General features: G+C 64.1%; 8 protein-coding genes. 3 read left to right on the top strand and 5 right to left on the bottom strand.

Going from position 1 to position 11,783, the window contains the following annotated elements; all coding sequences use genetic code 11:
* Positions 1–86 precede the first annotated feature (86 nt).
* The gene (locus VVR12_RS07865) at positions 87–1,382 is read left to right on the top strand and encodes an adenylosuccinate synthase (RefSeq protein ID WP_368550645.1); all 1,296 of its coding nucleotides are present in this window, start codon (positions 87–89) and stop codon (positions 1,380–1,382) included.
* 77 nt (positions 1,383–1,459) lie between these two features.
* Here VVR12_RS07865 and VVR12_RS07860 read toward each other — a convergent pair whose 3' ends face one another.
* Together VVR12_RS07860 and VVR12_RS07855 are read right to left on the bottom strand one after the other, a co-directional pair.
* Entirely contained in the window at positions 1,460–2,989 is a 1,530-nt protein-coding gene (locus tag VVR12_RS07860; RefSeq protein ID WP_368550644.1) for a polysaccharide pyruvyl transferase family protein, read from the bottom strand.
* A gap of 148 nt (positions 2,990–3,137) precedes the next feature.
* Positions 3,138–4,328 carry an MFS transporter gene (locus VVR12_RS07855; protein WP_368550643.1) on the bottom strand — a complete coding sequence of 397 codons (1,191 nt, stop codon included), beginning with the start codon at positions 4,326–4,328 and terminating at the stop codon, positions 3,138–3,140.
* A gap of 127 nt (positions 4,329–4,455) precedes the next feature.
* On the opposite strand from VVR12_RS07855, the gene VVR12_RS07850 reads away from it, so the two are divergent.
* Complete coding sequence (locus tag VVR12_RS07850) at positions 4,456–5,478, top strand: magnesium and cobalt transport protein CorA (protein ID WP_368550642.1); 1,023 nt, start codon at positions 4,456–4,458, stop codon at positions 5,476–5,478.
* A 651-nt stretch (positions 5,479–6,129) separates the two neighbouring features.
* The gene (locus VVR12_RS07845) at positions 6,130–7,596 is read left to right on the top strand and encodes a family 16 glycosylhydrolase (RefSeq protein WP_368550641.1); all 1,467 of its coding nucleotides are present in this window, start codon (positions 6,130–6,132) and stop codon (positions 7,594–7,596) included.
* A gap of 412 nt (positions 7,597–8,008) precedes the next feature.
* Here VVR12_RS07845 and hutH read toward each other — a convergent pair whose 3' ends face one another.
* Genes hutH through hutI form a run of 3 tightly spaced genes read right to left on the bottom strand, consistent with a single transcriptional unit; the run spans position 8,009 to position 11,783 of the window.
* Positions 8,009–9,568 carry a histidine ammonia-lyase gene (hutH, locus tag VVR12_RS07840; RefSeq protein ID WP_368550640.1) on the bottom strand — a complete coding sequence of 520 codons (1,560 nt, stop codon included), beginning with the start codon at positions 9,566–9,568 and terminating at the stop codon, positions 8,009–8,011.
* Entirely contained in the window at positions 9,565–10,572 is a 1,008-nt protein-coding gene (gene hutG / locus VVR12_RS07835) for a formimidoylglutamase (protein WP_368550639.1), read from the bottom strand. Before hutG ends, hutH begins: the two co-directional genes overlap by 4 nt.
* Entirely contained in the window at positions 10,569–11,783 is a 1,215-nt protein-coding gene (hutI, locus tag VVR12_RS07830) for an imidazolonepropionase (RefSeq protein ID WP_368550638.1), read from the bottom strand. The genes hutG and hutI overlap by 4 nt, the downstream gene beginning before the upstream one ends.

Genomic DNA, 11,783 nt, shown 5'->3' with positions numbered 1-11,783 from the left:
GCGCCCGCGTCCTGTCGTCTTCGCGTCAATCACACCGCACCGCCGTGGAATCCGGCCGGTGAAGCGCTCATAAGGAGTTTTCTTTCATGCCAGCAATCGTTATTGTCGGCGCCCAGTGGGGCGACGAAGGTAAAGGTAAAGCTACCGACCTGCTCGGTGGCCGCGTCGACTACGTCGTCAAGCCCAACGGTGGTAACAACGCCGGTCACACCGTCGTCGTCAACGGTCAGAAGTTCGAGCTCAAGCTCCTCCCCGCCGGCATTCTCTCCCCGAACGCCACCCCGGTGATCGGCAACGGCGTGGTCGTCAACCCCGAGGCCCTCTTCGAAGAGATCGACGGCCTCGAAGCACGCGGCGCCGACACCTCCAAGCTGAAGATCTCCGCCAACGCGCACCTGGTGGCCCCGTACCACCAGACTATGGATAAGGTCACCGAACGCTTCCTCGGCAAGCGCGCGATCGGCACCACCGGCCGCGGCATCGGCCCCACCTACATGGACAAGGTCGCCCGCCTGGGCATCCGCGTGCAAGACATTCTCGACGAATCGATCCTGCGCCAGAAGGTCGAGGGCGCGTTGCGTCAGAAGAACGAACTGTTGGTGAAGGTGTACAACCGTCGCCACGTGGAGGTCGACGAGATTGTGGACTACTTCATGTCCTACGCCGACCGCCTGAAGCCGATGATCGTCGAATCCACCCAGTTGCTCAACAAGGCACTGGACGAGGGCAAGAACCTGCTCATGGAGGGCGGCCAGGCCACGTTCCTGGACGTCGACCACGGCACCTACCCGTTCGTCACCTCCTCGAACCCCACCGCAGGCGGCGCCTCGGTCGGTTCCGGCATCGGCCCCACCCGCATCTCGCGCGTGATCGGTATTCAGAAGGCCTACACCACCCGCGTGGGTGCCGGCCCCTTCCCCACCGAGCTCTTCGACGAGATGGGTGAGTTCCTGCAAAAGACCGGCGGTGAGTTCGGCGTGAACACCGGCCGCCCGCGCCGCTGCGGCTGGTACGACGCCGTGTTGGCGCGCCAGGCCGTGCGCATCAACGGCTTCACCGACCTGTTCATCACCAAGCTGGACGTGTTGACCGGCCTGGAACAGATCCCGGTGTGTGTGGCCTACGACGTGGACGGCGTGCGCCACGACGAAATGCCCATGACGCAGACCGACTTCCACCACGCCAAGCCGATCTTCGAGTACTTCGACGGCTGGACCGAGGACATCACCAACGCCAAGACGCTGGACGAACTGCCCGAGAACGCGCGCAAGTACGTGGAGAAGCTCGAGGAGCTCTCCGGTTGCCGCATCTCGGCGGTCGGCGTGGGCCCGGGCCGCGAGCAGACCATCGTGGTACGCGACCTCATCGACGAAGAGGCCTAAGCGGCGCACAGCTGGCATGACGTAGCAGGGGGCGGGGCAAACAACGCGTTTGCCCCGCCCCCGTGCTGTACTCTCGGTTAGCCGAACCAGCGTCCTAGACCACGAGGACGCTGGACGGCGGCCAACTCGCCCTGCAGCTCCTCGATCTGGTTGTGTTGTACCCGCAGGCGCAACTCGTCTTCGCGGAGCTGGCGCATCAGGGCGTCGCACTGTTGCCGCTGAGAAAGAACCTCTTCGTCGGCGATGACCCGTTCGAGGTCCGTATGTTCGCACCGGGCCAGGAGGTCACCGGCCAGGTCGTTGAGATTCTTGAGGCGAACACGCCACTGTTTACCCCTGATTTTGAGCTGCGGCGGGGCGGGCACGCTGTCGAGCGCATCGCGGTCGAACACGCCGCGCTCGGCCTGCTTCATGATGGTCTGCAACATGCCGTGGGCGAACTCGGCCACCTGTCGCGCATGTTCGTAGAGATTGAGGTTGAGGTGGGATTCAAAGCGGTCGGCCAGCTCGAGTAACGCTTCGAACACGTCGGGCGAGTGCATCTGGGTGTCGGGGGCAACGAAGTCTGTCATGCCGAAGTTCGCCAGCACCGATTCGAGGCCCACCCGCTTTGAAATCGTGTTGTAAAAGCCAAACACCGGTACGCCGCGCCCTAAGCTCAGGGCGGCGGCCCGGTGCAGGTTGGTGATGTTGAAGGCGGCGGAATGATGCAGGCCCGCAACGACGTCGGCGTGCAACGCCGGCGTGAGTACCGGATTGGATTTCATCTTGGCGGCGATGCGCTGGTGAAGTTGCACATCGCCCCGCGACGTCTCGGGGTCTGTTTCGTGGGCGATGAAAACCGTGTGGTAACCGGTTGACTCGTGTAAGCGATCCAAGAGCTTGGCCAGCGGTTCGATCAGCTGGTTCGCTGGATCCGTGAACGCAACACCGATATAGGCGTTGTCGAGCTCCCCCACGTTCTTGAAGAGATCGTAGGTGGGCGTACCCGTCAGCGATCGGACGCGCGGCCCATACGTGGTGGCGACGTCTACCGAGGGTGCGGCATCGATGGCGTGCTGGGAGCACCAAATGTGAGAAGCCTGGTCCGCTACGCAGACCAGGCTGGCACGCTGATAAGTGCGCACGAGGGCGCGTGCGTCCGTCTCCACGAGCGGGGTTCCCACCAGCTGCGAGGTGCAGACCACGGGCACCCCCACCCGGTGACAGACCGCGACGAGCACCGCCATTTCGTAGAGGGTGTTCGGCGCCTGGGAGCTCATCACGTTATTACCGAGGGTCAGCACGGCGTCGACTTTGCGCACGGCTTCGATGAGGTCGACAAATTGTTCTTCTTCATCGGGCAACAGCCCCGAGGGTTGCCCCGCCAGATACCGCTCGAAGGTCTCCATCAGGGCCACACACTCGCCGCGATTGGTGGGGAAAATGGGTAGCTTGATGGTCTCTTTGATCGGGGTATCGGTTTCAAGGTGCGGATCCTCTTGAGCACACACCAGAGAGATCTCGAGCGCCCCATTATTTACCTCATCAAGAAGAGAGAGCACTTGCGCTTCGTAGTGCACTCTGTAGGTGTCGTCAGAGACTTCAGAAAGAATGAGTAGTTTCACAAGGGGGAATATTCTGCGCGGTTTTCAAGGGGCGGGGTCTACATAATATTCTAGTTGATCCACACTTGGAGGGGAATGTGTCGCGCTAACCTGCGGAAATATTTCAAGATTTGTTAATCACACTATTTGCCCTAGTCACCTCGGGGTTTTAGGAAGCCCGCGAAGTGCGGCGTAGATCGCGGGTGCCAATCACCGCCGCGCTCAGCGTCATGACCGCAGCCCACACCCACCAGGCTCCCGAAAAACCGAGACCGGCGGCCATCGCCCCGATCGCCAGGCCACCCAGCCCGGTGCCGATATCGAAGTTCGCATTCCACGCCACCGAGGCCCGCGTCATGTTGCCGGGGCCGGCGTCGTTGAGGGCCCGCACCATCGAGACCGACTGCAGAAAACCGTAACCGCAGCCGGTGAGCAGGGCACCGCCATAGAGGACGGCAGCCGACGCCCCGCCCTGCGCGGCGGCCAGGCCGAGCAAGACCACGCCCACCGCATTGACCGCCAGCACCGGCGCCAGGGTAATGCGAGTACCCCACCGATCGGTCAGGGTGCCGCCGAACAGACGGGTGGGCACCGCCGCGACCATCATCGCCAACAACGCGGACGACGCGCGGGAAGGCTCACCGGCAACGTCCGTCACGAAGGTCATGAAACCGCCACCCGCCGCGGTCGAGACCGTCAGCGTGAGCAACGCCGGCCAGATCCGTGGCAATACCGGGGCACGCTCCCCTGCCGCCATCGCCTGCGCACCGGTGACCGGGGACTCGTGGTGAGCGTCCACCAGCTTGCCGAGCCGATACGCGAACGGGGCGCCCAGGGCGGTAATCGCGCCGCCGATCAGTACCGGACGAAAGCCCACGTGGTCGATTAACCACGGCGCCAGTGGGGTCAGCAAGAGTTGCGGGACAGCAGCCGCCAGCCCGTAGTATCCGATCGCGCGACCGCGCAGGTGGGCGGGCACGAGGAGCGAGAGCGCGGTGGAGCAACACACGGTCAGAATGCCGAACCCCACTCCGCGCAGCCCCGAGCTGAACAGCACCAACCCGAGATGCGGGGCCAGCGCCTGCAGCGGCGCGGGCAGGCCCATGAAGAGGGAACCGGCGGCAAGCGTCCGGGCCCAGCCGAAACGGTTCAGCATGGGTTGCACCACCCACAACTGGGTCGCGACCGTCACCGCCATCAGGGTGGCCGTCACCAGGCCGGCGCCGGTGGAACCGGCTCCGCCGAGGACGACCCACGCCGGGGACGTCGGCAATAGCAAGGAGAGTCCGCCGATACACAGCGCGAAGGTAGCCAGCACCGGCACCATCACGGGCATGCGAAGAAGTTTGGTCTCGGGCATGGCGATCTCCTCTGAAGTGTGTGGTTCGAAACGGAGCGGGCTGGCCACCGCCAGGTGACGAATGCCAACTTCTCAGGCTATCACCGCAACTCCCCCGCCCCCATACCGCGGGGTTAAGATGAGGGTTATGCCTATTCTGATGAACGCCGTGAACCTTGCCGACGGCACCACCCAAGAACCCGACTCGCTTCAGGCGACCCATGCGCTCATTAGCGAGAACGAGGGTGCTACAGCCTTCATCGGGATCTCCGACCCCTCCCTGGGCACCATGCAGGAAATCGCCCAGCACTTCGGCATGAACGAGCTGGCGGTAGAAGACTCGATGGAGGGTCACCAGCGCGCCAAGATCGAACGCTACGGCGACAACTACTTTCTCGTGTTGCGACCGGCGGCGTACCTGGACGAGAAAGAGGAGATTCATTTCGGTGAAATCCACCTCTTCATGGGGGCCAACTTTCTGATCGGCATCATCAAGGACTACCTGCGCGAGGAACGCGATATCAAGCGGATGTTCTCGCGCTTCTCCCACGAGATGGGCGAGCGGGAAACCCCGTGGGACATGATGCACGCCGCCCTAGACACCGTGGTTGACGGGTACATTCCCGTGATCGAGGGCCTCGAAGACGACTGCGACGAGATCGAGGAGGCGCTCTTTGCCCCCGGGAAGTCGGATACCTCGTCCATCTCGCGGCGCACCTACGAACTGCTCAACGAGGTTAGCGACTTCAAGCGCGCCTGTCGCCCGCTGCTTACGATGCTCGACACCCTCATGGGACGGCTGCGCACCATGACCATCACCCCAGATTCCCCCGAGGGTCGCGAGAACGTGGACGACCTGCGCCACCTGCGCGACGTCCGTGACCACGCCACCCAGATCAACGAGCGCATCGACGACCTGCGTTACACGCTACAGAACGTGCTGGAGGTCAACAGCACCATCGTGGCGGAGCGGCAGAACGACGACACCAAGCGTATCTCGTCGTGGGCTGCGATTTTCGTGGTGCCCACCGTCATCGGCTCCATCTACGGCATGAATTTCGAGCACATGCCCGAGCTCTCGTGGACCTACGGCTACCCCGCCTCGCTGTTGATGATGTTTTTGGCCGCCTTGACCCTCTATCTGATCTTCAAGCGCAAGGGGTGGATGTAACCCAGCTGAGCGCTTTCAACTCTGATTGTGGGGGACAAAACATCTGTTTTGTCCCCCATTCTTTGCGCTCACCCCAGTTTTCCTTGATTTTCCGGGGTTTTTCTTGTCCCCCATAGTCACCAAGGCGGGTTCATTCGATGGTTTGCGACCTTTTAAGTTAGTTAATTTGGAAAACATTAATTTTCGACACTTGACGTCTTATGTGTACAGAAAACTGTCAAAAATGAGCGATGTGTGGCGGAATAACGGGGTTGTTGATCCAGGTCACCTCAGAAAAGATTCGGGGAGTTTACTTTACAACGATAGTAATTAAGACACGCACACGGTGAGAATTTTTGAAGTGATTTATTCCACATGGGGACAATGGGTGGAGAAACCCCTAGTAAAGGCATTGTTTTAAGGTCTGTGTCGCTTAATAGACTTTAATTAAGCAGATGTAGATGAGTCAATGTTGAAACAAACTTTCCCCATGTGAGAGCACGAATAGACTCGAACAACCCCAGGGGGGGCGATCTTGTCCCCCAACGTGGTTACGTGGCTAGAAAATTTCCTCTAATGTTGTGGTCGTACCGAAGGGCTCAGCTCCGAAGCTGTCCCCCAGCCCCTCGACCGTCTTGGAACCCCAATCACTACACACCTGAGGAATTCACCATGTCTGCACTGGCTCTGACTCGCCACAGCGCCTTGTTTGGCGTAGCCACCACGGTTTCCGCTTTGACGCTGGGATCCTCCATAGCCGCCGCACCCCGCTCCTACGCCGCCGAGGCGTCCCGCACCCGCGACCAGATCATTCGCGGTAAAGACGTCTCTTACATCAACCCCTTCCAGTGGGTGCGTTCGGCAGATGCTCCCCGTGGTTTCTTCCCCGTGGCCATCAAGGGTTCCGCAGACCAGTTGATCACCACCGACTACACCGCAACCGTGCCTTCCTCCGGTGACGTTCAGGCTCGTGCCATCGCCCGTCGCACCGCAGATAGCTCCGACTTCTACGCCGCGGTGGCCACCGTGCAGTCCTCCGGCACCATCTTGCTCAGCATCGAGCGCGTCATGAACGAGCGTCCCGCCTACCTCACCGGCAAGTCGCTCTCCGGCATCGGTGGTGCAGGCACCAAGGTTCACTTTGAACTGTCCATCCGCGTACGTTCCAACGTGGTCGAAGGCGCGTTGCTGGTCGACGGACGCCCGCTGCTGGTCGTCACCCACGAAGAGACCGCCGTCCCCATGTCTGCCACCCCCGCCGGCGTCGGCACCGGTGCCGCAGGGTTCATCGGTTCCTCCACCGTCGGAGGTAGCCTCGTCATGAACTCGCAGCGCGCTGAAGAGTTCGGTTCCTTCCGCGGTGCGAAAACCGTGGCCGGCTGGGGCAAGCTGATCTTCGAAGACGACTTCGACGACGTCCGCTACCAGGGCACCGCCAACGTCGACCCCACCAAGTGGAATATCCGCCACCGCGACTGGTCTAACCACGACATCGGCGTGAACGACCGCAACAACGTACGCGTTGCCGACTCCGCCCTCGAGCTGTGGACCACCCACTACCCCGAAGGTCAGGAAGTCACCGGAACCCGCATGGGCACCCGCGAATGGGGTACCGCCTACATCGACTCGATCGGCAAGTTCTCCGCAAAGTTCTTCCGCGCCGAGATCCGCATGCGCACCCCCAACTCGCACCCGGATCAGAAGGGCGCCTGGGGTGGCCTCTGGTTCCGTCCCGACAACACCCGCTTCGGCGGAGAGATCGACGTAGCCGAGAACTTCGGTTACCCCACCGGCACGCAGCGCTTCAACCAGACCAACATCGCCGAGTCGACCTTCCACTACGACCAGACCGGCCACAACAAGTACAACCGCTGGCAGCCGAAGCTTGGCCAGCAGTCCTCCGACGAGTACCATATCTGGGTTATCGAGCGTACCGCCACCGACCTGGTCTACAGCTTCGACGGCGTGGAGATCGCCCGCATCCCCAACGACGACAAGTTCAAGGCCGCTCTGCCCGATTCGGAGCCGGTGAACATCCGCCTGAATACCCAAGCGGGCAACAACTTCTGGGGCTTCCCCACGGACGCCACGGCCGACCACGTGCTGAAGGTCGACTACCTCCGCATCTGGGCTAAGTAACGAGATTTATAACTGAATAATGGGAGGTCGCACTCCCATCGGCGAGTCGGTTCGGACGTCCGAGGCCGTCAGCCGGAATCCTTTCAGGTTGCTTCACTCGCACCTGTTCACAGGGCCAAGACTCACCCGGGTCTTGGCCCTGTGTACTTTGTTCTTTCAGGTGCCTGGTCGGGCCCCAACTCGCCCGAACATGAGCCCTTTGTACCCCGAAAATCACTGTGTATGTCCTTATTGACATACTGGGTGATTTTCGGGGTACAAACCGTCAGAGACCGGGCGAGTCGCGCCGGGACGCGCGGCCAGGCGGGACGCACGACAGGGCCGGGCCGGACGTCCGCGGCGGGACCGGGCTGGGCGCGTCGCCGCAACCGAACGGTACCGCGGCCGGGCCGGACGCCCGCGGACCCCTCCCCTAGGCCAGGCGGCCCACCTTGGCCTCCACGGCGTCGAGCAACTCGCCGTTGGCCACCAGGCGCACCGTCTCTTCGATCTCCGGGGAGAGGAAGCGGTCGGAACCGGGGCCCTCGACGGTCTCGCGCAACTTGGCGATCAGCGCACCGGTCGCGGGAGCGGGCTTCTGCGGGCCGCGCAGGTCGATGCCGCGTGCGGCGGTCAGGATCTCGATAGCCAGCACGCGGGTCAGGCCGTCGATCGCCTTGCGCAGCTTGCGGGCGGCCGACCAACCCATCGAGACGTGATCTTCCTGCATCGCAGACGAGGGGATCGAGTCCACCGACGCCGGCACGGCCAGGCGCTTCAGCTCGGAGACGAGGGCGGCCTGGGTGTACTGGGCGATCATGTGGCCCGAGTCCACACCGGGATCGTTGGCCAGGAAGGCGTTGAGGCCGCGGTTGCGGGCGACGTCCAAGAACCGGTCGGTGCGGCGTTCCGAGATCGAGGCGGCATCGGCCACCGCGATGGCCAAGAAGTCCAGCACGTAAGCCACGGGTGCGCCGTGGAAGTTACCGTTCGACTCGACCCGGCCATCTTTGGTCACGGCGGGGTTGTCGATCGCCGAAGCCAGCTCCCGCTGGGCCACGGTGCGGGCGTGGTCGACGGTGTCGCGCACGGCGCCGGCCACCTGCGGGGCGCAACGTAGCGAGTAGGCGTCCTGCACGTACGAAGACAGCTCGCCCTTGTGGTGGTTAATGATGTCGGAGTCGGCCAGTACGGTGCGGAAGTTCTGTGCCGAGGCGATCTGGCCGGGGTGCGGACGCAGCTCGTGCAGGTCTGCGGCGAACACGCGGTCGGTGCCCACCAGGCCCTCGATTGACATCGCGGCGGAGACGTCAGCCAGGCGCACCAGGCGATCCAGGTCGGTGATGGCCATGACCAGCATGCCTAGCATGCCGTCGGTGCCGTTGATGAGCGCCAGACCCTCTTTCTCAGCCAGCTCGACCGGCTTCAGGCCGGCCTCGGCCATGGCGTCTGCGGTGTCACGCAGCTCGCCCGAGGCGTCGCGCACCTTGCCCTCGCCGATGATGGCCAGCGCGCAGTGAGCCAGGGGAGCCAGGTCGCCCGAGCAACCGAGCGAACCGAACTCGTGCACCACCGGGGTCACGCCCGCCGAGAGCATCGCCGCGTAGGCCTCTGCCACCTCAGGACGAACGCCGGTACGGCCGGTTGCCATGGTCGACAGGCGCAGGAGCATCAGCGCGCGCACCACTTCACGCTCGACCTCGGGGCCGGACCCGGCGGCGTGCGAGCGGATCAGGCTACGTTGCAGTTCTTTGCGCTGGTCCAGCGGCACGTGCTTGGAGGCCAGCGCGCCGAAGCCGGTGGAGACACCGTAGACGGGCTTCTCGTGGTTGGCCAGGTCGCGCACGCGGTCGGCGGACTTGGCGATTTCTTTCAGGGACTCTTCGGAGAGGGATACGGTCGCGTTGTGGCGGGCCACATCGATGACCTGCTCGAAGGTGAGGGCGCCGATGCCCACTTCGACGTGGGGTCGCTGACTGTTGTCGTTGCTCATGATTGCTCCTTCTGGTGATTGCACATAAGGGTGTGAAGAATGCGGGCGGCTGATTTCGCCGTGCGGGAGTCGAGGTCGAATTCGGGGTTGAGCTCGGCGACGTCGGCGGCAACCAGCTTGCCGGAGGCAGCGGCGGCGCGGGTGGCGTCCAAGATCACCGGTAGCGGCACCCCGTACGCGGCGGGGGCGCTGACCCCCGGCGCCACGGACGCCGGCAGGACGTCCAGGTCGACGGTCAGGTACAGCACGTCTACCCCGGCGGCGTACTCCTCGACGAAGCGCACCACCTCGGCGCGATCCGACTCCTGGCAGTTCTCGTCGAGCAGGTAGCGCACCCCGAACTCCTCGGCGGTGTCGAAGAGCACCTGAGTGTTGGAAGGCTGGCTGATGCCCACGATGGCATAGGAGAGCTCGGTGCCGGCGGCCTTCTCAGCTTCCAGCGCCTGCCGGAAGGGCGTGCCCGAGCTGGGGCGGTCGGCGGCGCGCAGGTCGAAGTGGGCGTCGAGGTTGAGGATGCCCACCCGTTTGCCGGCGCGCTTCTTCGCGGACGCCACCCCCGAGTAGGTGCCGAAGGCCACCTCGTGACCGCCACCAAGCACGATCGGCAAGGCGTCGGCGTCGATGGTGGCTGCCACATTGTCAGCGAGGCGTTGCTGCCCTTCGGCCAGGATGTCACCGGGGCCGTCGGCGGCGGGGTCGTGGTCGGTCTCGTTGACCACCACGTCACCCAGGTCGGCCACGTTCACGTGGGCCTGTTCCGTCGAGACGGCCAGCGGAGCCAACGCGGCGCGGAGGGCGGCCGGGGCGTTTCGGGCACCCTGGCGGCCCTTGTTGCGGCGCACCCCCTCGTCGGAGGCGAAACCGATGAGCACCACGTCGTGACCGGTCAGGTCGGGGTTTTGCCCCTCGACCAGCTCGATCTTCTTGAACCAGCGCAAGTGTTCCTGCCCGGGTCCGTCGTCACGGCCGAACTGCGCCTGCGGGGCGTGGTCGATGCGGATCATGCGATACCTCCTGCGATGTTGCGTGAGCCGCCCAGGGTGCCGCTGACCAGTTCGCCATCCTTGATGACGGCGGAGATCAACGGAACCCCAGGACGGTACGCGAGGTGCACGTGATTGGGTGCAGCCAGCGCGAGCAGGTTGGCGCGCGCACCGGCCTTCACCACGCCCACGTCGTTCCTGCGCAGGGCCGCGGCACCGCCCGCCGTGGCCGCCCAGACGGCTTCGTCAGGGCTCATTTTCAGATCGCGCACGGCGATGGCGATGCAGAACGGGATCGAGGTGGTGAAGCTGGTTCCCGGGTTGCAGTCGGCGCCCAGCGCCACGGTGGCGCCGGCGTCGATCAGCTTGCGGGCGTTCGGGTAGTCATTGCGAGTCGAGAAGTCGGCGCCGGGCAACACGGTTGCCACGGTGGAGCTGTTCGCGAGCGCGTCGACGTCGGCATCGGAGAGGTAGACCACGTGGTCCACGGACGCCGCGCCGAACTCGACTGCCAGCTGCACGCCGGCACCGTAGGTCAGCTGGTTGCCGTGCACGCGCGGGGTCAACCCGTGGTCCACGCCGGCTTTGAGGACGGCGCGGGACTGCTCCTCGTTGAACGCGCCCTTCTCACAGAACACGTCGATCCACTTGGCATGCGGGGCGGCCGCCGGGATCATCTCGGTGACCGCCATCTGCACGTAATCGTCCAACCGATCGGCGTATTCTTCGGGTGCCACGTGAGCCGCGAGCAGGGTGACCTCATCGGTGCACTGGGCGGCGATTTGCGCGCTGCGCAGCTCCGACTCGGCGGACTGGCCGTAACCGGTCTTGACCTCGACGGTGGTCGCGCCCTGGGTGAGGTACTCCCCCAGGTAGCGTTCGACGTTGGCGCGCAACTCATCGTCGGAGGCCGCGCGGGTCTTCGCGATAGTGGTGCGGATGCCGCCGGCCTCGTACTTCTTGCCCTCCATGCGGGCGGCGAATTCGAGCGAGCGGTCGCCCTGGAAGACCAGGTGCGAGTGCGACTCGACGAAGCCGGGGAGCATGGCGCGGCCGTCGAGGTCGACGGCGGAGTCGGCTGCCGGGGCCTCAGCGGCGGGGCCTACCCAGTCGATGGTGCCCTCGGTGACCACCACGGCGGCGTCCTCGAGTACGCCTAGCGCACCGCGCTCGAGCGAGGCGTCGTTGGTGACCAGGGATCCGATGTTGGTGAACAGCTTGCTGTGTGCCAC

Origin of the sequence: Rothia sp. LK2588 (assembly GCF_040946465.1) — a bacterium.
Lineage (GTDB): Bacteria > Actinomycetota > Actinomycetes > Actinomycetales > Micrococcaceae > Rothia.
This window is presented reverse-complemented; position numbering and strand designations above follow the sequence as displayed.

Coding starts and splice junctions, on each gene's coding strand:
- VVR12_RS07865 (WP_368550645.1), top strand. CDS start 87: ATGCCAGCAATCGTTATTGTCGGCGCCCAGTGGGGCGACGAAGGTAAA.
- VVR12_RS07855 (WP_368550643.1), bottom strand. CDS start 4,328: ATGCCCGAGACCAAACTTCTTCGCATGCCCGTGATGGTGCCGGTGCTG.
- VVR12_RS07850 (WP_368550642.1), top strand. CDS start 4,456: ATGCCTATTCTGATGAACGCCGTGAACCTTGCCGACGGCACCACCCAA.
- VVR12_RS07845 (WP_368550641.1), top strand. CDS start 6,130: ATGTCTGCACTGGCTCTGACTCGCCACAGCGCCTTGTTTGGCGTAGCC.
- hutH (WP_368550640.1), bottom strand. CDS start 9,568: ATGAGCAACGACAACAGTCAGCGACCCCACGTCGAAGTGGGCATCGGC.
- hutG (WP_368550639.1), bottom strand. CDS start 10,572: ATGATCCGCATCGACCACGCCCCGCAGGCGCAGTTCGGCCGTGACGAC.